At 57.7% G+C, this 21,947-nt stretch carries 19 protein-coding genes and 1 riboswitch; of the genes, 14 read left to right on the top strand and 5 right to left on the bottom strand.

Annotated features, from left to right (window positions below):
* Positions 1-63 precede the first annotated feature (63 nt).
* Positions 64-879, bottom strand: coding sequence for an EcsC family protein (locus B9A13_RS05885; RefSeq protein WP_159448040.1), 816 nt, complete (start codon positions 877-879; stop codon positions 64-66).
* Between the two features lie 185 nt (positions 880-1,064).
* On the opposite strand from B9A13_RS05885, the gene miaA reads away from it, so the two are divergent.
* The 13 genes from miaA (at position 1,065) to B9A13_RS05820 (ending at position 14,002) form a co-directional block, all read left to right on the top strand.
* Positions 1,065-2,003: a tRNA (adenosine(37)-N6)-dimethylallyltransferase MiaA gene (gene miaA, locus B9A13_RS05880; RefSeq protein WP_084234145.1), complete on the top strand. Its 939-nt coding sequence runs from the start codon at positions 1,065-1,067 to the stop codon at positions 2,001-2,003.
* Positions 2,004-2,210: 207 nt separating this feature from the next.
* A complete protein-coding gene (gene hfq, locus B9A13_RS05875; RefSeq protein WP_084234143.1) occupies positions 2,211-2,447 on the top strand; it encodes an RNA chaperone Hfq in 237 nt (78 codons plus the stop codon).
* A 13-nt stretch (positions 2,448-2,460) separates the two neighbouring features.
* A complete protein-coding gene (locus tag B9A13_RS05870; protein WP_084234142.1) occupies positions 2,461-3,693 on the top strand; it encodes a biotin/lipoyl attachment domain-containing protein in 1,233 nt (410 codons plus the stop codon).
* Between the two features lie 25 nt (positions 3,694-3,718).
* Entirely contained in the window at positions 3,719-4,420 is a 702-nt protein-coding gene (locus tag B9A13_RS05865; protein ID WP_084234140.1) for a YggS family pyridoxal phosphate-dependent enzyme, read from the top strand.
* Positions 4,421-4,438: 18 nt separating this feature from the next.
* Positions 4,439-4,897: a cell division protein SepF gene (locus B9A13_RS05860; RefSeq protein ID WP_084234138.1), complete on the top strand. Its 459-nt coding sequence runs from the start codon at positions 4,439-4,441 to the stop codon at positions 4,895-4,897.
* Between the two features lie 114 nt (positions 4,898-5,011).
* Complete coding sequence (locus tag B9A13_RS05855) at positions 5,012-5,737, top strand: DivIVA domain-containing protein (RefSeq protein ID WP_084234137.1); 726 nt, start codon at positions 5,012-5,014, stop codon at positions 5,735-5,737.
* Between the two features lie 66 nt (positions 5,738-5,803).
* Positions 5,804-8,656, top strand: coding sequence for an isoleucine--tRNA ligase (gene ileS, locus B9A13_RS05850; protein WP_084234135.1), 2,853 nt, complete (start codon positions 5,804-5,806; stop codon positions 8,654-8,656).
* A gap of 133 nt (positions 8,657-8,789) precedes the next feature.
* Positions 8,790-9,275, top strand: a complete 486-nt coding sequence (lspA, locus tag B9A13_RS05845) for a signal peptidase II (RefSeq protein ID WP_084234134.1) — start codon at positions 8,790-8,792, stop codon at positions 9,273-9,275.
* Positions 9,256-10,170: an RluA family pseudouridine synthase gene (locus B9A13_RS05840; protein ID WP_084234133.1), complete on the top strand. Its 915-nt coding sequence runs from the start codon at positions 9,256-9,258 to the stop codon at positions 10,168-10,170. The genes lspA and B9A13_RS05840 overlap by 20 nt, the downstream gene beginning before the upstream one ends.
* A 29-nt stretch (positions 10,171-10,199) precedes the next feature.
* Positions 10,200-10,318: riboswitch (TPP riboswitch) on the top strand.
* A 57-nt stretch (positions 10,319-10,375) separates the two neighbouring features.
* The gene (locus B9A13_RS05835) at positions 10,376-10,912 is read left to right on the top strand and encodes an energy-coupled thiamine transporter ThiT (RefSeq protein ID WP_084234132.1); all 537 of its coding nucleotides are present in this window, start codon (positions 10,376-10,378) and stop codon (positions 10,910-10,912) included.
* A gap of 36 nt (positions 10,913-10,948) precedes the next feature.
* Positions 10,949-11,782 (top strand): Cof-type HAD-IIB family hydrolase, encoded by an 834-nt coding sequence (locus B9A13_RS05830; RefSeq protein ID WP_084234130.1) that lies wholly within the window; start codon positions 10,949-10,951, stop codon positions 11,780-11,782.
* A 95-nt stretch (positions 11,783-11,877) separates the two neighbouring features.
* Complete coding sequence (locus B9A13_RS05825) at positions 11,878-12,561, top strand: response regulator transcription factor (RefSeq protein WP_084234128.1); 684 nt, start codon at positions 11,878-11,880, stop codon at positions 12,559-12,561.
* Positions 12,554-14,002 carry a sensor histidine kinase gene (locus B9A13_RS05820; RefSeq protein WP_084234126.1) on the top strand — a complete coding sequence of 483 codons (1,449 nt, stop codon included), beginning with the start codon at positions 12,554-12,556 and terminating at the stop codon, positions 14,000-14,002. Before B9A13_RS05825 ends, B9A13_RS05820 begins: the two co-directional genes overlap by 8 nt.
* A gap of 320 nt (positions 14,003-14,322) precedes the next feature.
* Here the strand turns inward: B9A13_RS05820 and B9A13_RS05815 are convergent, their stop codons facing one another.
* A complete protein-coding gene (locus B9A13_RS05815; RefSeq protein ID WP_084234124.1) occupies positions 14,323-15,378 on the bottom strand; it encodes a M23 family metallopeptidase in 1,056 nt (351 codons plus the stop codon).
* Positions 15,379-15,926: 548 nt separating this feature from the next.
* Positions 15,927-16,193: a hypothetical protein gene (locus tag B9A13_RS05810; RefSeq protein ID WP_084234122.1), complete on the bottom strand. Its 267-nt coding sequence runs from the start codon at positions 16,191-16,193 to the stop codon at positions 15,927-15,929.
* A gap of 222 nt (positions 16,194-16,415) precedes the next feature.
* Between B9A13_RS05810 and spoIIP the strand changes: the two genes are divergently transcribed.
* Positions 16,416-17,618 carry a stage II sporulation protein P gene (gene spoIIP, locus B9A13_RS05805; protein ID WP_084234120.1) on the top strand — a complete coding sequence of 401 codons (1,203 nt, stop codon included), beginning with the start codon at positions 16,416-16,418 and terminating at the stop codon, positions 17,616-17,618.
* A gap of 400 nt (positions 17,619-18,018) precedes the next feature.
* On the opposite strand, the gene B9A13_RS05800 is transcribed toward spoIIP, so the two are convergent.
* Both B9A13_RS05800 and glgA read right to left on the bottom strand, forming a co-directional pair.
* Complete coding sequence (locus B9A13_RS05800; protein ID WP_084234118.1) at positions 18,019-20,472, bottom strand: glycogen/starch/alpha-glucan phosphorylase; 2,454 nt, start codon at positions 20,470-20,472, stop codon at positions 18,019-18,021.
* A gap of 57 nt (positions 20,473-20,529) precedes the next feature.
* On the bottom strand, positions 20,530-21,945 hold the full coding sequence (gene glgA / locus B9A13_RS05795) for a glycogen synthase GlgA (protein ID WP_084234117.1): 1,416 nt from the start codon (positions 21,943-21,945) through the stop codon (positions 20,530-20,532).
* Positions 21,946-21,947: the final 2 nt, after the last annotated feature.

The raw sequence follows: 21,947 nt of genomic DNA, 5'->3' as shown, positions 1-21,947 counted from the left end.
TGCATCGGAAGCAAGGCGTTTATCCGGTATCGGACACGTAGGCTCGGTTTTCCGCTCCGCCTTTTACTTTTCCGTCTCTCCGGCGGAAATAGCCCGGCGCAGGAACCGCTTTTTGTATTTGAAAATGGCGATCCGGCTCACCGACTGAATAAGGCTCAGATTGGTGATGCCGCCCACCGCGCCCACCAAGGCGAACCCCTGCAGGAATTTGGCCCCCAGAAGGGCCCCGGACAGACAATCCGCCGCCTCTCGGATGGAACCCTTCAGATCGTCCGGGACGGCCTGCCCCGTGTCGATGAGGTATCCGATCCGATCCGTCCGTGCGGAATGCTCCGCGCGGGCGTCCCCCTTGCTGGAGGCGGTGCAGATGATGCCGAGAATAAAGATTCGCTCCTGGGGGGCATCATATTCAAATCCGTAGCTGAGACAGATTTCATAGACGGTCCGCAATATGACCCCGATGAAAACCGGGATGTCCGGCAGCCCGATTCCCAGCACGCCCAGGACGGCGCCCTCCGCCGCCGATATGCCCTTGTTGGCCGCGGCGTTTTTGGATGCGTGCCGGTCAAAGCGCTTTAAGTTCTTTTTCGTGATGGCTTTGCCCAGGATATAGCGGTTGACGTCGTACTGATCCCGGTGCTTCTGCGCCGAGTAACTTTTTTCGATGATCGCCGTGCCCTTGTCGAAGACCACGTAAAATCCCGTTTCGAAGGCCTCACGCAGAACGCCCAGGGCCTTGTCGGGGATAAGGTCTGAGAGCTTTTCCTTTACCGGCGCCAGGGTTTCCTTCCAGTAGGAGCTCTCCCGTCTCTGAAGGAGCCTTTTTTCCTCCCGAAGGAGCCTTGCCTTGTGCTGGGAGAGGATTTTATTCGGTTTCAATGCCCTGCCTCCCTGTTTGAATTCACCGGGGATCCCGCCGAACGGATCCCGCTATGCCCGGCGGCGCGCGGCCGCCGCTTCCCTTTGGAGGATGCTTCTGGTAACATGATATCAGAGCCGGCCTCAAATGACAAGAAACGGACCGCCCGGTTTCCGGCGTGCCGGCCTTTACGCAGGAGGATTCCATGAAACATCGGATCGTATGCGTCGTCGGCCCCACAGCCACGGGGAAAACCGCCCTGGGGGTGGAGCTTGCCCTTGCTCTGGACGGGGAGATCGTGTCCGCCGATTCCATGCAGGTTTACCGGGGAATGGACATCGGGACGGCGAAGCCCGGCGAGGCGGAAAGAAAGGGCGTTCCCCACCACATGCTGGACGTGGTGGGTCCGGAGGAGGAATACTCGGCGGCCCGCTACGTCCGGGACGCGTCCTCCTGCGTGGACGATATCCTGGCTAGAGGGAAGCTCCCCATTGTCGTGGGTGGCACCGGGCTTTACGCCGAGGCCCTTGTTTCCGGGAGAGACTTTGCCCCCGCGGGGACCCAGACGGCCTGCCGGGAGGAGCTTCAGAAGCAGCTGGAGCGGGAGGGCCCGGAGGCTATGCTGGAGCTGCTGCGGCGGTTTGACCCGGACAGCGCGGCGCGGCTTCATAGAAACGACTCAAAGCGTATTTTGCGCGCTCTGGAGGTCTGGTATGTAAGCGGGAAAACCATTTCACAGCATAACGAGGAGACCCGGCGCGCTCCGCCCCGGTATGAGGCTTTTTGGATTGGGCTGAATTATTTGAACAGGCAGGACTTGTACGACCGCATTGACTCCCGTGTGGACAGGATGCTGGCCGCCGGCCTTCTGGAAGAGGTGCGCGCCCTGCTGGCCGGCGGGGTGCCGAAAAACGGAACCGCCCTGCAGGCCATCGGATACAAAGAACTCGTGAACGTGGTCCAGGGGACGGCGGATCTTGCCTCCGCTGTAGATAAAATCAAGATGGAATCCCGGCGCTATGCCAAGCGCCAGCTGACCTGGTTTCGGAAAAACCCGGAAATCCATTGGATATCGTGGGATAAAACCCCGGATTTGGAACTGGCGCGACAGATTTCGTGGAACTATTTAAAAAACTGGGTGTAAACTGACCGAAAGGACGTGTCGTTTTATACTTTTCTTTGGCGCGCGGGCATGATACACTGTATGGTATAGAGAAAGATTACAGGAAATAACGGTGCTGAGACCCTTGCCCGGTGGGAGAAGGGTCGGCGCGGGACCGGATTCCAGGCCCGGACGGCCTCTGCCGCGAAAGGCGGGGCTGCTCCGTATTTTTTGAAAAGGGTGAGCAGGATGCAGAAATTGCCCAACTATCAGGACACGTTTCTAACCCTTGCAAAAAAAGGGCGCATATCCGTAACGGTTTTCTTGATCAACGGATTTCAGCTTCGCGGTCAGGTCACGGGATTCGACAGCTTTACCGTGGTCCTCAATTCAGACGGCAAGCAGCAGCTGATCTTCAAACACGCGATTTCCACCATCATTCCGGAACACCCCCTCCCGCTGCAGGAAGGTACGACCGGAGACTGAGGAAGCCGGCTGAATGAAACAGGGAACGCTTACAACCAAAATCGCCATGCTTATACTCTTCGGCGCGGTGGTCTGCTATGTGGGGTTTTATATCCTGCAGGTGGCCCTGTCCCCCTATAAGACCTCTCTCGTTTACGAATATACGGCGGAGAACGCTGTCACGGCCTCCGGCTATGTGGTTCGCGACGAAGAGCCGGTCCTCTCCGACTACAGTATCATAGATATTGTCCGGGACGAGGGCGAGCGGGTGGGAAAGGGACAGGCCGTGGCGGTGGCGTATAAGACCCAGGAAGCCCTCCAGCGCAAGCAGCAGATCCGAACGCTTCAGCTGCGCCTGGAGCAGCTTGAGTATTCCGAGGGCTCCTCTTCCCAGGCGATGGACTCGGCAAGGCTGGATTCGGAAATTGTCGATGAGATCCTGGACATAAAAAAGTCCGCCGCCAAGGAGGAACTTTCCGGCATGGAAGAGGACGTCCTCTCCCTGAAGAACCTGGTTTTTCGGAGAGATTCCGTGTATAACGGCAGCGATGACATCCAGACTCTCATCGCGGACCTGGAGTCTCAGCTTTCATCCCTTCAGTCCGAAGCATCCTACGATACCGTGGAGATCGACGCTGCCCAGTCGGGCACCTTTTCCGGCATGGTGGACGGATACGAGTCCGTTCTGACGGTGGATTCCCTGTCCGCCATGACCCCGTCCCAGTATGCTTCCATCGCGCCCGCCGGCGTGGATGCCGGCGCCGTTGGCAAGCTCATTTTGGGATACACCTGGTATTTCGTCTCCGTGCTCCCCCAGGAGCAAGCAGCTCTTCTGGATTCCGGCAAAACCGTGACCGTCCGTTTTTCCCGGGATATGACCGGCGATATTTCCATGAAGGTGGAGCGCATCGGGGAGGCGGAAAACGGCAGCTGCGTGGTGGTGCTGTCGCTGGACAAATATATCGCCAAGACCACTCTGCTTCGCCGTCAGACGGCGGACTTGATCTATCAGAGCTATACGGGCCTCCGGGTTCCGAAGCAGGCCCTTCGCCTGGATGAAAACGGCCAGGCGGGCGTCTACTGTCTCATGGGCATCCAGGCGGAATTCAAGAAGATTGCCGTGGTCTATGAGGGCGAAAATTACTATCTGGTGAAGCCGGCCGAAAAGGAAGACGGCACTCCCGCGGACGGTTCGATGATGCTCCGCGCGGGAGATGAGGTCATCATCTCCTCCCAGGAGCTTTATGACGGCAAGGTTGTGAGCTGAACCGGCGGCGAAAAGGCGTGATACTATGACCATGGAAGAAAATGTGCTGCGTGTCAGGCGGCAGATTGAAGAGGCGGCCCGGCGCGCCGGGCGGGATCCCGCGGAAATCCTTCTGGTGGGCGCCAGCAAGACCATGCCGGCGGAGTCGGTGCGCCGGGCGGTGCGGGCCGGGGTCCGCGCCCTGGGGGAAAACCGCGTTCAGGAGATGCTGGAAAAGCTGCGGGAAGGGGCTTACGATGGCGCCGAACTGCACTTTATCGGGCATCTCCAGAGCAATAAAATCCGGCAGATTGTGGGAAAAGTCTTTCTCATCGAATCGGTGGACTCTCTGGAGAAGCTGAGGGAGATTCACCGGCAGGCGGAAAAGCTGGGGATCGTCCAGGCGGTCCTCATCGAGGTGAACATCGGCGGAGAGGCCAGCAAATCCGGCGTCCCGCCGGCGGATCTGGATGCTCTTCTGGAGGCGGCCTCGCCGCTGAAAAGCATTTCCGTGGAAGGGCTCATGGCCATCCCGCCGCAGGCGGAAAGCCCGGGAGAAACCAGGCAATATTTTGAAGCAATGCGGAAGCTTTTTGTTGACATAAGCAGGAATCCGTATGATAATAACAATATAAAATACCTGTCCATGGGCATGAGCGGAGACTTTATGGAAGCAATTGAAGCCGGCTCCAACCTGGTGCGGGTCGGCACGGCGATTTTTGGCAGCCGGTATCAGATCCATTTTTGATGGGAAAGGAACGATACTATGGGACTGATTGACGAATTGAAACGTCTGGCGCATCCCTATGAGGATGAAGACGAAGAGGATGAGGATTTCGACGATTTTGCGCCCCCTTCCCGAAAGGAAACCGGCGCGGGTCTTTTCTCCGGCCAGGAAGAGCGTCGCAGTGAAGACCGCCACAATAAAGTGGTCAATATACATACCACCACGCAGCTTCAGGTTGTGCTGGTCAAACCCGAACGGTTTGAAAACGCCGCGGAGATAGCGGACCATCTCAGGGAGAAGCGCACGGTGGTTCTGAACCTGGAATCCACCAACAAGGAAATCGCCCGCCGTCTGGTGGACTTTCTGAGCGGGGTGGCCTATGCCAACGAGGGCAAGATCAAGAAGGTCGCGGTGAGCACCTATATTATTACGCCCTATAATGTGGACATTCTGGGCGATCTGATCGACGAGTTGGAAAGCAACGGACTGTATCTGTAACGGGCGGACAGCTCCTTCAGGGCTGGGCGGTTTAGCCCGGCCCTCTTTTCGAATATATCCGGAAAAAAGAACGGCGCAGCGCTCTCGCGCGCCCGGAGGAAAGGACGGATTACTATGATGACTCCCCAGGAAGTCTCTCAGCACGCCTTCAGCAAAGCGATGATGGGCGGCTACAATATGGCCATGGTGGACGAGTTTTTGGATACCCTGACGGAGGACTATACGACGCTGTTCAAGGAAAACGCCGTACTCAAGAGCAAGATGAAGGTCCTCGTGGAAAAAATCGAGGAGTACAGGAGCACGGAAGACGCCATGCGCTCGGCTCTCCTTGCGGCTCAGAAGATGGCCAACACTATGGTGGAAGAAGCCAAGGCCAAGCGGGAGGAGCTTCTGGAATCCGCCGAATCGGTGGCCAGGGATAAGATCAACTCCCTCCAGCAGGAGATTGCGGACGAGCAGGCGCGACTTGCCTCCGCCAAACGGGAGACCGCGGAGGTATCCGAAAAAATCCGGGGGCTGTACGCCCAGGGCGTGGCCTTCCTGGAAAATCTGGATTCCGTCTCGGCTCAGGCTCCCGCTTCGGAGGATGGGGTGCTGGGCGCAGTCCGTGAAATTGAAAGCTCGCTGAATCGGATTTCGGCCATAGAGGACGACGGCGGGGACGAAGAGGAACCGGCCGGGGATTCCGGCGGCGAGGAGGCCGAGGGAGGCCTGTATTCCGACATTGTCAAGGCGCGGCTCCGTCAGCAGGAGGAGCCCGATTCGGAAATCACCATGAGCGTCACCCGGAGGATCGATTTTAAAAACCTTCAGTTCGGAAAAAATTACGAGAACAAATAAGAATATACAGCACTGAATCCGCCCCGGGGCGGATTCGGCATTCCATAGTAAGGGGAGAAAACCAGAATGGCGCAAGACTACAACAAGACGGTGAACCTGCCCAAAACGGAGTTTCCCATGCGGGCGGGGCTGCCGAAACGGGAACCGGAAATCCTCCGCAAGTGGCAGGAAGAGGGGCTCTACCGTCGGCTCATGGAAAAGAACAGCGGCAAGCCGCTCTTTATTCTGCACGACGGGCCGCCCTATGCCAACGGGGACATTCACATGGGGACCGCGATGAACAAGACCCTGAAGGATTTCATCGTCCGTTACAAGAATATGTCGGGTTTTAAAGCCCCTTACGTTCCCGGCTGGGATACCCACGGCCTTCCCATCGAAAGCCAGATCCTCAAGAAAAACAAACTGAGGCTCGAGGAGATGTCCACGGCGGAGTTCCGCGACAAATGCAAGGAATTTGCCCTGGGTTTTGTCAGGACGCAGGGAGACGAATTCAAGCGCCTCGGCGTCGTGGGCGACTGGGAGAACCCCTATCTCACCCTGTATCCCGAGTTTGAAGCGAAGCAGATTGAGATTTTCGGCGAGATGGCCAAGCGGGGATATATCTACCGCGGCCTCAAGCCCGTCTACTGGTGCCCCCACGACGAGACCGCCCTTGCTGAGGCGGAGATCGAGTATGCCGACGACAAATGCGAGTCCATCTATGTGAAGTTCAAGGTCCGGGACGACAAGGGGAAGCTCGCAAACCTCACGGACCTGGACAGCACCTATTTCGTCATCTGGACCACCACCACCTGGACCCTTCCGGGGAACCTTGCCATCTCCTTAAACCCCGACTTTGAATACGTCCTTATGAACGTGCCGGGCGGCGAGACCTATATCGTGGCGTCCGAACTGGCCGAGAGCGTGGCCCGGGCGGCGAAGATCGAAAACTGGAAGAGCCTCGGCCGCCTGAAGGGCAGCGAGTTTGAGCTCATGACGGCTTCCCACCCGTTCTACGACCGGGAATCCGTCGTCCTCCTGGGCGACCACGTCACCCTGGAGGCCGGCACCGGCTGCGTGCACACCGCGCCGGGGCACGGCATGGAGGACTTCGTCGTCTGCAAGACTTACGACGACAAGGGCCTGACCAAGATCGGCGTCGTCGTTCCGGTGGACTCCAAAGGGCTTATGACCAAGGAGTCCGGCAAGTTTGCTGGCCTTACCTACGCCAAGGCCAACGACGCGATCCTGGAGGAACTGAAGCAGCAGGGCGCCCTTTTGGCCTCCGAGACTCTGGTGCACCCCTATCCCCACTGCTGGCGGTGCAAAAACCCCGTCATCTACCGGGCTACCGAGCAGTGGTTTGCCTCGGTGGACGCCATCAAGGATGCGGCCGTGGAAGCCTGCCGCGGGGTGCACTGGCTCCCCGAATGGGGAGAAGAGCGCATGATCAGCATGATCCGGGAACGCTCCGACTGGTGCGTCTCCCGCCAGCGCAAATGGGGCGTTCCCATCCCCATCTTCTACTGCGGCGAGTGCGGCGAGGCGATCATCAACGACGAGACCATCAAGGCCGTTTCCGCCCTTTTCGCCAAAGAGGGCTCCAACGCCTGGTTTGAAAAATCGGCTTCGGAAATCCTGCCTGAGGGATATTCCTGCCCGCATTGCGGCCATAAGCAGTTCCGGAAAGAGACGGACATCATGGACGTCTGGTTTGACTCCGGCTCCACCCACAAGGCCGTCCTGGAGACCCGTCCGGAGCTCCGCTATCCGGCGGACCTGTACCTGGAAGGGGGAGACCAGTACAGAGGTTGGTTCCAGTCCTCGCTCCTCACCTCCATCGCCACCAAAAACATGGCACCTTATAAAAACATCATCACCCACGGCTGGGTGGTGGACGGCGAGGGTAAGAAAATGTCCAAATCTTTGGGCAACACCGTCCTTCCCGCCGAGGTGATGAAGGAATACGGCGCGGACATCCTGCGCCTGTGGGTCTCCTCCGCCGACTTCACCGTGGACGTGCGGATTTCCAAGGAAATATTCAAGCAGCTTTCAGAGATCTACCTCAAGATCCGTAACACCGCCCGCTATATCCTGGGGAACCTGGACGGCTTCGATCCAGACAGCCAGGTGGCTCCCGCGGATATGACGGAGCTGGACCGCTGGGCCCTGATGCGGCTCAACAAGGTGGTTGCAAAGGTCCGCGAGGGCTACGAGTCCAGCCAGTACCACCTGATCTACCACGGGATTCACAATTTCTGTGTGGTGGACATGTCCAACTTCTACCTGGATATCATCAAGGACCGCCTGTACTGCGAGGCGCCGGACAGTCATGCGCGCCGCAGCGCCCAGACCGCCATGTACCGCGTGCTGGACGCTCTGGTCCGCATGCTGGCCCCCATCCTCGCCTTTACTTCGGAGGAGATCTGGCAGTTTATGCCCCATCACAGGGGAGCCGATACGGAAAGCGTCCTGTTTAACGACATGCCCTCGCCGGACGCTTCCCTTGAGTTTTCCCCCACGCTGGAGGACAAATGGGAAAAGGTCCGCCTCCTCCGCCTGGATGTGAACAAGACCCTGGAGACCGCCCGGGCCCAGAAGAGCATCGGCAAGGCGCTGGACGCCCGGGTGGTGCTGTATGCCGACGCAGAGGATGCCGATACCGGCGCCATGCTTTCCGCGATTAAGGATGTCAATCTGAAAGAGATATTTATCGTTTCCGGCTGCCGTGTAGCGGAGGGGAAATGCCCCGATGCGGAGGGAGTCGTGGTTAAGGGAGAAAATTATCCCGGGATTACCGTACAGGTGCTGCCCGCCGAGGGAGAAAAATGCGTCCGCTGCTGGATGCACGATACCAAGGTGGGCTCCGACCACGAACATCCCCAGCTCTGTCCCCGCTGCGCCGGCGTCGTTGCCGGTCTGCCGCCGGTTGAATCCTGATTTGACGGTACCGTCGCAAGGCCCTGTTTCAAACCGGCCGGGCGGCGCGGCATATTTCGCCGCGCCGCCCGTTTCAACGGCGGAATGAAAAAGAAGGCGTGGGGGGTCCCCGCCTGAAAAAGGAGAGACAACTATGCTTTTGGCGGCGGTGGCCGTAATTCTGGTCGCACTGGACCAGTTCGTAAAATACTGGGTCAAGGAACAGATCCCCCTGTATGGCGCCCGTTCCTTCCTGGAGGGGTTTATCCAGCTTACCCATGTTCAGAATCTCGGGGCCGCCTGGTCCACCTTTTCCGGGATGCGCTGGGTGCTGGTGTCGATTTCCGCCGTCGTCTCCGTGGCGATCGTCGTCCTGCTCTCGCGCCGGATCGTGCGGTATCCCCTGGGGAGGTGGGCACTCACGATAGTTCTCGCCGGCGCGGTGGGCAATCTCATTGACAGGGCGATTTTCGGCTATGTGACGGATATGTTCCGGTTCCAGTTTTTCGAGTTTCCCGTATTCAACGTGGCGGACATGTGCGTTGTCATCGGCGGGATCCTTACGGGGATCTACTACGTGTTTTTCTATGAGAAACACGACGGGAAGAGGGAACGTCGGGATGAAGCGGCTGGAGATTGAGGGAAAGGAAGGCGGCGGAAGGTTGGATGCATTTCTCTCCGCTGAAATAGCCGGCATCACCCGCTCCGCCGCCCAGAAGCTTTTGGACGGAGGCTTCGTTACCCTCTTGGGAAAGCCCGTTAAAAAGAACCGCCCGGTTGCCGCCGGGGAAACCTATCTCGTGACCCTTCCGGACCCCGCCCCGGCGGACGCATCTCCCCAGGAGATCCCCCTGGACGTGGTGTATGAAGATGGGGACCTTATTGTGGTGAATAAGCCCAAGGGCATGGTGGTCCACCCCGCGGCGGGTCATGCCGACGGGACGATGGTCAACGCCCTGCTTCATCACTGCAGGGGAGAGCTCTCCGGCATCGGCGGCGTTCTGCGCCCCGGCATCGTGCACCGGATTGACAAGGATACCAGCGGCCTGGTGATAGCGGCGAAAAACGACGCGGCCCATCTGTCCCTTGCAAAACAGCTGAAAGACCACACCCTTTCCCGGGTTTACGAGGCCGTGGTCTGCGGGAATCTGAAAAACGACGTGGGAACGGTGGACGCTCCCGTGGGCCGGCACCCCACGGACAGGAAACGGATGGCGGTCACCGACAGGAACGGAAAGCGGGCCGTGACCCATTACGAGGTCCTCGCCCGCTATCCCGGGTATACCCGCGTGCGCTGCCATCTGGAAACCGGCAGGACCCATCAGATCCGCGTCCATATGGCCCATCTGGGCCACCCCGTCCTGGGGGATACGGTGTACGGAAGTAAAAAACCCTTTCCGGGTTTGGAGGGTCAGTGCCTTCATGCCGGAAGGCTGCGCTTCGTCCATCCCCGGACAGGCGCGGAAATGGAGCTCAGCTGCCCCCTGCCGGAGTATTTTCAGCGGGTATTGACAAAACTGGACGCCCGGGCTTAATATAGTTTAAACCGTATTCAGACCGAAACAACTTAACACAGGGGTGCTGGAAGTCATTTCCGGCTGAGAGGAAAGCAAATGGCAGCTTTTAAACCCTTAAACCTGATCCGGGTAATGCCGGCGTAGGAAGAGCGTTCTTGTTTCTTCATACCGCATTGCACCGTCCGGTTTGCAGTGCGGTATTTTTATTTTGGAGGAAGAAACGATGAACGAAACGAGAAAAAACACCTACCGGGCGCTCACCGAAACGGCGATCCTTCTGGCTCTGGCGACGGTTCTCAGTCTCCTCAAGCTCTTTGAGCTGCCCAACGGCGGCTCGGCCACGCCCGCCTCCATGCTCCCCGTGATCATCGTGGGCATCCGCTGGGGGAAAAAATGGGGCTTCGGCGCGGCGATTGTCTACAGCTTTCTGCAGTTTTTCACCGGATTTTACGCCATATCGCCCATGGCCCTGGTGCTGGACTACCTGGTAGCCTTCGGAGTCCTGGGCTTTTCCGGCTTTTTCTATGGCAAAAAATATGGCCTCATTCTTGCCGCTCCCATTTGCGGAACGCTTCGTTTTGTGGTACACTGGATTTCGGGAGTGGTTGTCTGGGGCTCGACCCTGCCGGCCGATATGCCTCTCTGGCAGGGTTCGCTGATTTATAACGCCACCTACATGGTCCCCGAGATCATCGTTACCACAGTGGCGGCCGCCCTGATTTACGCTCCTCTGAAAAAATACTGGCATCTGCCGGTATAAGAACGCGGGGCTGTGCGCCGCCTCGCTTGAAGGTATGTGAGTCGGTTGGGCAAATTTGACGGGGTCCTCCTCGCCAGCGATTTCGATGATACGCTATTAAACTCCAATCTGGAGGTTTCAAGGGAAAACCGGGACGCCATCCGGTATTTTATGGAGCGGGGCGGGCGGTTTTCCATTGCCACGGGGCGCGCCCACAGGGCCATAGCAGGTCTCGCCAAGACCATCCCCATGAACGCTCCCGCCGTTTTGTCCAACGGATCGGAAGTGTACGATTTTCGGGAAGACAAGTACCTTCTCAGAACCTATCTTCCCTCCTCCGCGCTGGAAGACTGCCTGGAAATGATGAAAGCCGTTCCCGAAATCGGGTTTGAGGTATATCACAACGACGGGATCTACGCGGTCAATCCCAATGAAATCACCGAAATGCATATGAGGCGGGTAGGTGCGGAGTATGCCCTTTCCAAACCGCAAGAGATCCCGCGGCCCTGGTCGAAAGTGATTTTTCAGCAGAAGACCGCCGTGCTGGAACGGGTGGAGGCATATTACAAAACCCGGTGGCCGGACAAATACGAAATCATCTTTTCCAATCGGTTTCTGCTGGAATTGACCGAGAAGAACAGCAACAAAGGCAAAATGGTTCTGTTTATTGCCAACCGGCTGCAGATAGATAACGCCCATATCTATTGTATCGGTGATAATAAGAATGATATACCCATGCTGGAAATTTCCGCGATTCCCTTTGCTCCCTCCAACGCGGCGGAAGCCGTCAAGGCGATGGGAGCCAGGGTGGTGGGATCCAGCGACGAGCACTGCATACGGGATATCGTTACAATCCTGGACGGCGTTTATCACGAAGGGCCGCGGCATTAGCCGCGGCCTTTTTTGGATGCAGAAAGCATCCTAAGAGTCTGCCGGAAAAGACGGAAGTCAGAATCGGATGGGAAAAGAATCGGAGGGGGAGAGGCATGAGTGGAGCGGGTCGTATGCTGATCGTGGACGACGAGAGGCTGGTCCGGGAAGTGATCGGCAAGTATGCCATGAACGAGGGCTATGAGGTATACACGGCCCAGGACGGCGTGGAAGCGGTGAACCTGTGTAAGAAGAGGCATTTTAACGTTATCATTATGGACATCCGGATGCCCCGAATGGACGGCTTTACCGCCTGCCGGGAGATCCGGAAGGACAGTGGCACTGCCCTGATCCTTCTGACAGCCCTGGGAGAGGAGTACGACCGGATTCACGGCTTTGAGCTGGGAGTGGATGATTATATCGTAAAGCCCTTTTCCCCCAAGGAACTCATGCTCCGGGTCAGGGCGATCCTCCGGAGATATGACAGAACGGATGATCCGGCGTCGGGGGAATGTTTTGAGCACGGAGGTCTGAATGTGGATTTTACAGCCAGAAAGGTAAGTATCGAGGGCCAGCCGGTGGTGATGACCCCCAGGGAATACGATCTGCTGTTTTACCTTGTGAGAAACCGCGGCGTGGCCCTCACCAGGGACCGGCTGATCCGGGACGTCTGGAACGAGGAGCTTCCGGCGGACGACCGGACGCTGGATACCCATATTAAGCGCCTGCGCCGGCTGCTTGGGGAACACAGTCGTTCCATTGTGACGCTTCGGAAGGTGGGATACCGCTTTGATGGGTAAAGGACTCAGCCTTCGCTGGATTGTCTTCTATCATTTTGCGGCTTCCTTTGTCGCCCTCTTTGCGGTGATCTGGGTTTTTCATGGGCAGATTTTTGTCAGCATGTATGCGGCAAGCAAGATAAAAAGCATGGAAAAGATCGCCCTTGAAGTATCGGAGCAGGTGGAGCAGCGTGATTTCGCGGCAAAAGCCGATGAAGCCATTGGAAACAGCGGATATTGGATGAGCCTGTACAGCAAGGATGGCGTACTTTTGTATGCTTCCCAATCCGCCCCCGCGCTGACCAAAGAAGAAATCTCGGATATCTATGCGGAAGCATATGCCATGGGGGGAAAATACCTTTATACGATGGACGCATACGCTTCTTCAGACAATAATGCCGTGCGCCTCATGGAAGAGCAGGAACAGAAAAGGGCGCGGTACGCAATTGTTTCCTATCCGGAAGAAAAAGATTTTGTCCTGATTGCGGAGGGAATTGTATCGCCCCAGCCCGGCACCGTGGAAGAATCCAGATTTTATGTTTTAAGTATTGTTGCGATTATCGGGATTGCGGTTTGCCTTTTCAGTTTCGTTCTGTCGCGAGAGTTGGTCAAACCCCTTCAGCAGATGAAGGAATGGCCCAGAAAAATGGCGGGAGAAACCGGCAGCGTGACTTTCAAGGACGGTTATAAGGAAATCACCCAGCTCAATGATTCCCTGGATTCCGCCTATCAGAAGTTCCTGAGCATGCAGAAGTATCGGAGGGAAATGATTGAAAACGTGTCCCACGATCTACGCACGCCTCTGATGATGATTATCTGCTGCACCGAGATGATGCGCGACTTCCCGGAGGAAAATACGCCGGGAAACCTTCAGGCAGTGACCGACGAGGCTAAGCGGCTGAGCGAAATCGTCAACGATATGATGGACCTCTCGAGGCTGCTGGAAGACCGGGCCTATCTCGAAAAAGCTCCGTTCAGCCTGACGGAAAGCCTGAGGGCAAAAGTGGATATCGTCCGGAAATATGTGGGACTGAGCGGATATGTCATTGCCCTGGAGAGTGGGGAAGACGCCTGGGTATTGGCGGACAAGGGGAAAATCCTCCAGGTTCTGCAGAACCTGATCATCAACGCAGTCAAGCACACCGGCCCGAATAAGCGCGTAGTGGTCCGCCAGATTGTGTTTGACGACTGCGTTCGCCTGGAAGTGACCGATTTCGGGCAGGGAATTCCCGCAGATCGCATTCCGCTGATCTGGGAACGGTGGGCGACTTATACCAATCCGGAAGACAGGAACATCGGCGTGGGTACAGGGCTTGGACTGGCCATTGTCAAAGGGATCCTGGATCTGCACGGGGCTGCCTTCGGGGTGATCAGCGGCGGATCCGGCAGTACCTTCTGGTTTGAACTGGAGCGCTGCCGCAGCGATAAACCGAAAGGAGAGTCTCCGCAGTCTCACATGTAAATGCAAAACATCCTCCGGCATTGCCGGAATGTTTCAGCCTGTCAAAAAAGTCCCATCGTCCTTTTCGCCATCGGCGAAAAGCTATTTTGGATTTCGCGTTGCGTTCCGTGACCGAAATTCCAAAAGATGAAATCCCAATGCCTTGCGGGAATTCACTTTCCGCAAGGCATACTTTGTGCGCCTTCGCAAAGGCGCGAACTTTCTCCCGTTTCTGTCGGAAAACGGAGTTTTTCGACAGTCTCAACCATCCCCCGGCATGGCCGGGGGATGGTTTTTTATATCCCGCCTGAGTGCCCCATCCGCTTTCCGGTGCCGGAATTCTAAGCGGAGTTCCCGGCGGAGAAACGGTCTTCATATTCGGGCTCCAGGAGCGTCTTCACACTATGATATTCCCGGGTCTCCGGGTCCTTTGAGACCTCGGACTTGTTTCGGCTTAACAGCTTTACGATCTCGTACACGTCGATCCAGATTTCGCCGGGCCCTTCCTTCTGGGATTCGTCGAATATGATCTGCATTCCGAAATGCAGGTGTGAAGTCTTGATATTGTTCACATTTTCCGTCGTGCTGTATCCGGTTCTGCCCAGATAGCCGATGACATCCCCTGCGTGAACCGTCTGACCCTCCTTCAGGGTCTTGACATAGGGCCAGTTTTTCCGCAGATGGGCATAATAGTAGTATCGTTTCCCGTCAAAGCTTCGGATACCGATGCGCCAGCCGCCGTACTGGTTCCATCCCAGGGCTTCCACCACGCCGCTTTCCACCGCGATCACCGGCGTCCCCACGCTTCCCAGCAGGTCGTTTCCCAGGTGGATCCGCGCGTATCCGTAGGAGCGTTTGTTCCCAAAGTCGTCATAATGGGTGTACCAAAAACCCTTTGCGATGGGGGAAAAGACCTTCAGTCCGTATTTTTCCTCTCGGGTCTCTCCACCGCCGCCCTCATTCCCGGACGTTTCATCCAGATAGGTTCCCAAAAATCCGGAGAGCACTGCGCCGTATGCCTCGCGATAATAATTGTAATAGGCGAGCCCTTCCGCCAGAGAGGATATGCTCTGGCCCTCCTTGATTTTCCCCGCCAGCTTTTCCATGTCCGCCGGGCGGTAGCGGCTCCAGTTTCCCCAGTTTTTGGCCGCGAGATAGGACAGGACCTCCACCCAGTCCGCCGGATGCTCCGTGCCGTGGTTCTGGATGTCCAGTTCCATGGCCCGGTTCAGGGCGGCGTAGGGGATGTCGAATTTCATCCATGTGATAAAGTCCCGCTCCGCCTGCGCGGACCCTTCCTCCTGCACGGCTTCCGTGGCCCGGGCGGGAAGAGCGAATATAAAAAGCGCCGCGCCCAATGCCAGAAGCAGGGGCAGATGCAGTTTCCGCAGTTTCATTTAAACCTCCGTGCGCTGTCCCGCAATATATTTATTTGCCGCGCAATGCCTGATGGACGATTGGATAAACGCAAAAATAGGCATTACTAGCATGCCGGTGTTGGGGAAAAATATGTCGCGGAAATCGTGCTAAAACAGTCAGAAACCGTACCCGGAGGAAGTCCGTTCCTGAAATAGAAAGTAGATACCGAAAATAGAAATATGTAATCGGGATATACGAAAAACCGCCCCTAAAGGGGTGGTTTCAGTCTGTCGAAAAAGCCTCGCAGAGTTTTGCCGCCGGAGCGGCGAAATAAAATCGGATTATTTTAGGGTGCGGCGTGTACGTGCCCGAAAATACCTCTCAGCCTGCCGCGCGCCTTGCCGTCCGCCTATGGCGGACGGCAAGGCGCGCGGCAGGCTGCAATCTCTTTTGTTGAAAAAGGCGTTCCGCCTTTTTCAACAAGCTTAAACCGCCCCCGAAAGGGGCGGTTTAATATCGTAAAAAAGCGCAGGATAGAACACGATTTCTGCTGTGTGCGAAAAAACCGGATTCCTGCCTGAAACGGTTAAAGCATGAAAAAGCAGATGGAAAACGTACACAGGAAAACAGCGATGAAAAGTGTTGCGGCCAGATCCGCCGCGTCTCGGACGGTTTTCAGCCGGTTCTTCTGGAGCCTGGCGGGTTTTTCCGAAACGCGTGTGGCTTCCGAAAAGCTCTCCTCTTCTCCCGCCGGCTTCAGGGCCCGCTCCCGGGCGGCTTTGTACTGACAGAAGTCCAGGACGTTGGAATTGCGCTGCACCAGACAGTCCGATGCGAAATAGAGTGTCTGCATGGAAACCCCTCCTGTAAATCCATCCCGAATGGCGGTTGCTAAAAATCAAACAAACGTTCTATAATTATGCTACTATAGAAAAGTAAAATTTGCAAGAGAAATTTATTTAAAATTTGATTACAATTTGTCCCCCTCATTTCGCCCGCCGGAGGGACCCCTGCTCATAATCGGGTTGTCCGAAGCATACAGTGAGGCAGGAGAGTACGGAATCGGGGGAATACAATGCAAAAGCACGGGAAAAAAAAGACGGTGAAAAGCGGGCGGACAAGAACCGGTCTGCGGCGGGTTCTTTCTTTGATTGCGGCCGCGGCTACTCTGCTGGTCTTTTATGCCCTCAGCGGCACCCCCGCGGCGGAAACCGTATGGAAAGCCGCGGCTGGAAGCGAACTGCTCATTGACACGGTCCTTGGCGCGGAACTGGGAAAGCCGGGAGATCGGGGTGACCTTTGGGAGTCTCTCGGTTTTCTGCGGGCTCTCGCCGTCTCCGAATCCGCCGTATTTCTGGACGGACGGAAGGCGGTCGCCGCCTATTGGGAGACGGAGCTGGCCCAAAATACCAACCCGCCGGAATCGGAGGGAGAGGAGAATGACAAGGACCCGCTGATAACGGACAGTCCCGTGGCCGAAACGCCCGCCCCCGGCACAATTGTCGAAAGAACGCTCATTCCCGTGTCCGGGGAGGGGTATGAGGTTGCCGACGGCATCTATGTCAACAATCAGACCAGCCAGAGCATCGATATCGCGGCCCTGCTGAAGGCGGGCCCTGGTATCGTCTTCGGCAAAACGGAGCCCCAGGTGCTGGTGATTCATACCCACGGCAGCGAAGCCTACACCCCCGACGGGGAGGACGTCTATATGCCCACCGACCCGGATCGGACCGAAGATATGCGCTACAATGTGGTGCGGGTGGGGGACGAAATCACGGAAACCCTGGAAAAAGCGGGCATTTCCGTGGTGCATGACCGGGCGCTTTATGATTATCCCAGCTACAGCGGTTCCTATACCCGCTCTCTGGCTGCTATCGAAACCTATCTGAAAAAATACCCCTCCATCCAGTTTGTCTTTGACATCCACAGGGACGCCCTGGAGGCGGATGACGGGACGGTTTACAAAGTGGTGAGCACCCAAAACGGAGAAAAGGTCGCCCAGGTCATGTTTGTGGTGGGTACCAACGACAGCGGCCTGGAGCATCCCAAATGGAAGGAAAACCTGAAGCTGGCCCTTTGCCTGCAGGCCGCGCTGAACAAGGAGTATCCCACCCTGATGCGGCCCGTCAGCCTTCGCACGGCCCGCTTCAATCAGCACGCCACCACAGGTTCCCTCATCGTAGAGGTGGGAAGCAGCGGAAATACCCTCCAGGAAGCCCTCGCGTCCGCCCGCCTTTTCGCCGCCTGCGTCGCCGAGGTACTCAAGAGCCTGAAATAGCAAGTCATTTCATGCCGTAATAACGGTTGACGGTTCCGGCCGATTTACGATCTGTCGAAAAAGCCTCGCAGAGTTCGCGCCGCGCGCGCTGCAAGCCGCATCCCGCTCGAAAAAGTGCCTTTGGCACTTTCCTGACAGTTTCGGGGAGTTGAAAGTCCGGTCAGATTTCATGCTGATATGCGATGAAAACGATGAAAATAAAAATCAGCCTGTTTTTTATCCCGCAAGGCAGACGACGCGGGGCGAAAAACATCCTCGATTTTTATCATTGGGTTCATCGCATATCGATATCAGTCCCCCTTCAAAATAATATCCCCCTTCCCCCAGGGAAGGGGGCAGGGGGATGGGATGCTATAAAAACCGTTATCGAAGCGGCGCCGCGGTCCGAAACATGCCCCGGTTACCTGGAATGATTCGGATCGGGAAATTTGCGATAGGGAACGCTCCAGATCTCCCGGGCGTAATCTCCGATGCTCCTGTCGGCCGCAAAGCCCCCGGAGCGGGCGATGTTCAGCAGAGACATCCGGTTCCAGGCATCCCGGTCCCGATAGACTTCCCCGGCGCGTTCCTGAGCGCGGCGGTAAGGCTCAAAGTCGGGGAGAAGGAAGAATTCGTCGGGCAGGCAGTGCGCTCCGGTGAGAAGCCGTTCCGTGAGATGGGCGTAGGACACCCCGTCTCCGAATCCTTTGGCCATCTCCTCCAGCACGCGGCGCAGGGCGGGGTTCCGGTCATAATACTCCCGGGGATTGTATCCCGCGGCCCGGAGCGCCTCCGCCTCCTTCGCTGTCAGCCCGAAGAGAAACATGTTCTCGTCTCCCAGAAGCTGGTGCATTTCCACATTGGCCCCGTCCAGGGTGCCGATGGTGACGGCCCCGTTCATCATGAACTTCATGTTTCCCGTGCCCGAGGCCTCTTTGCCCGCGGCGGAGATCTGTTCGGAGATTTCGCTTGCCGGGATCAGAGCTTCCGCCAGAGAGACCCGGTAATTCGGGAGGAAAAAAACCTGCAGCCGGTCCTTGCATACCGGGTCCGCTGCGATTTGGGCGGAAAGGCTGCTGATCAGCCGGATGATCTCCTTGGCGGTCTGATAGGCCGGGGCGGCCTTGGCCCCGAAGAGAAAGACCCGGGGGTGAAAATCCATGTTGGGATTGTCTTTCAGGGTGAGGTAGAGGTGCAGAATGTGCATGGCGTTTAAAAGCTGCCGCTTATACTCGTGCAGCCGCTTGGCCTGCACGTCGAATATGGCCCCGGTGTTCAGGGCGAAGCCCCACTCCCGCCGGGCATAACGCGCGAAGGACTCCTTGTTTTGCGCCTTGATCTTTTCCAGACGTTCCAGAACGGCGCCGTCGGAGGAAAAGCGTTCCAGCTCCCGGAGCCGCTGAGGCTCCAGAAGATAGCCGTCGTTTCCCGTGAGCTCCCGCACCAGAGCGTCCATGCCGGGATTCACCTGGGCCAGCCACCGCCGGTGATCGATGCCGTTGGTGACGTTTTTGAATTTGTCCGGCGCCATGGCGGCCGCGTCCCGGAAAAGCTGGTTTCTCAGGATGTCGGAATGCATGGCGGACACGCCGTTGACCGAAAAACAGGCCGCGACGCAGAGGTTCGCCATGCGCACCTCCCGGTTCCATACGATGGCCGTATCCCGGAGCTTATCCCCGTCTCCCGGATAAAAGGCGCTCACCTGGGCGCCGTATCGGTTGTTGATTTCGCACAGGATGTTCCAGATCCGGGGAAGAAGAGGCTCCATCAGATCCTGGGACCAATGCTCCAGCGCTTCCGGCAGGACCGTGTGGTTGGTGTAGGCAACGGTATTGGAAACGATGCGCCAGGCTTCGTCCCAGCCGAATCCGTAGTCGTCCATAAAAATCCGCATCAGCTCGGGGATCGCCAGGGCCGGATGGGTGTCGTTGATCTGGATCACGTGCCTCAGATGAAAATCCCGAAGGGTCCCGAACTCGTTGTAATGCCGCCGCAGGATGGACTGCGCGGTGGCCGAAACGAAAAAGTACTGCTGCTTGAGGCGCAGCGCCTTCCCCTCAGGATGGTGGTCGGCGGGATACAGCACCTTTGCGATGACCGCTGCCATGGCGTTCTGCTCCGAGGCCTTCAGGTATTCTCCCTTTGAAAAAAGGGACATGTCGATGGAAACCGGAGCCTTGGCGTCCCAGAGCCGCAGAGTGTTCACCTGCCGGGTGCCGTAGCCCGAGACGGCCATGTCCCGGGGAACGGCCAGGACGGAGACGTATCCCGTGTGAAAGACCCGCAGCCGCCCGTCTTCCCAGCGCTGGTCCACGGTGCCGCCGAACCGGACCTCCTCCGTTTCGTCCGGCTTGGGAATCAGCCATGCCTCCCCCAGGTTCAGCCAGTCGTCCGGCAGCTCCGTCTGTTCCCCGTTTACGATCTTCTGCCGGAAAGCGCCCAGCTCGTAGCAGATGGAATATCCCGTGGCGGGAATGCCCAGGGTTGCCATGCTGTCCATGTAGCATGCGGCGAGCCGTCCCAGGCCCCCGTTGCCGAGGCCGGCGTCCGGCTCGGTTTCAAAGATGTCGGAGGGGTGGAACCCCATATCGGAGAGGGCTTCGGTCAATGCGTCCAAAATTCCCAGGTTGAAGGCGTTTTTCATCAGAGAGCGCCCAAGGAGAAACTCCATGGACATATAGTGGACCTGCCTGGACATGGTTTCCCGCACCCAGTTCTGAGTGTCTAGGTTTCGCTCGGCCAGAATGTCCCGGAGGACCAGAGCGCAGGCTCTGAACATGTGGGAGGCGTTCGCCTCGCAGAGCTCCCGCCCGCAATTGAGGCGAAGCTTGCTGTATATCGCGTCCGCCAGAGCCTGTTTGGAGTATGAAGCCATGAAAGAATTCTCCTTCGGAAGGTTGTAGGTATGCCTGTATTGCATACCCCGCCGGGATCAGACTCCCGCGAGGTCCCGGTAGATTTTCAGATATTCCGCGGCGGAGCGGCTCCAGCTGAAGTCGGCGGACATGCACCGCTTCCGGAGATGGAGCCATTCCTTCCGGTCCGCGTAGACCGTCAGGGCCCTTTGCAGCGCCCCCAGCATGTCGTCCGCGTCGTAGTTTGCGAAGGTAAAGCCGGTCCCCGCGCCGGGCATGTACGGGGAAACCGTGTCCCGGAGGCCCCCCGTCTCCCGCACCACCGGCGCCGTGCCGTACCGCATGGCGATCATCTGGGAAAGGCCGCAGGGCTCGCTCCGGGAAGGCATGAGGAACAGGTCGGCTCCGGCATAGATCCGGGAAGAGAGCTCCGCGGAATACTGGATATTGGCGGAGACCCGCCCGGGGTACCGCTCCTGCATGGACCGAAAAAACTCCTCGTACCGCCGCTCTCCCTGCCCCAGGATCACAAACTGAAGGGGCAGCTCCATCATCCGGGGGAACGCCGAGACGATCAGGTCCATCCCCTTGTGCTCCGCCATGCGGGTGATGCATGCCGCAATCGCCGTCCCGCTCTCTTCGCCCAGCCCCAGCGCCGCCCGGAGGTGCCGCTTATCGGTGGCCTTTCCCCCGGTATTTGCGGCGGAATAGGGCTTCCGAAGGAAAGGGTCGGTTTCCGGGTCGTACAGCCGGGTGTCGATGCCGTTGAGGATGCCCCTGAGCTTATACCCGCATGCCGCGATCACGCCCTCCATACCGTGGGCGTAAAAGGAATACTGAAGCTCCCGGGCGTAGGTGGGGCTAACGGTGGTGATGCGGTCGCAGCACATGAGCCCCCCCTTGAGAAGGCAGATATCGCCGTAGTATTCCGTCGTCCCGTCGTCGTAGAGCCGCTGCGGCAGGCCGAAGAGGTCCCCCAGCGTTTCCTTGGCGTACCGCCCCTGATACTCGATATTATGAATGGTAAATACGGTTTTTATTTCCCCCGCGAGGCCCGACTCCCGGAGATAGACGGGAATCAGCGCGGTCTGCCAGTCGTTGCAGTGAATAACGTCGGGCCGCTTGCCGAGGAGAGGGAAGATTTCCGCCACCGCCCGGGAGAAAAAGCCGAAGCGCTCCCCGTCGTCGTAATATCCGTAAAGTCCCGGCCGCTTGAAATAATACTCGTTGTCCACAAAATAATAGGTGACGCCCTCCAGCTCCAGGCGGAACAGCCCGCAGTACTGATACCGCCAGGCCAAAGGGACCGTAAGGCTGCCCACGAAGCTCATTCTGTCCTTCCAGGTCTCCGCTACGCTCTCGTACAAGGGCAGAATGACCGCCGTTTCCACCCCCGCTTCCGCCAGGGCCGCGGGAAGGGAACCCGCCACGTCCGCCAGCCCTCCCGTTTTGCAGAAAGGGACGGCCTCGCTCACGGCAAACAGAACTGTCATAT

It is taken from the genome of Papillibacter cinnamivorans DSM 12816 (assembly GCF_900176335.1).
Taxonomy (GTDB): domain Bacteria; phylum Bacillota; class Clostridia; order Oscillospirales; family Oscillospiraceae; genus Papillibacter; species Papillibacter cinnamivorans.
Note: the sequence above shows the minus strand (reverse complement) of the source record. Positions and strands in the feature narration are given on the sequence as shown.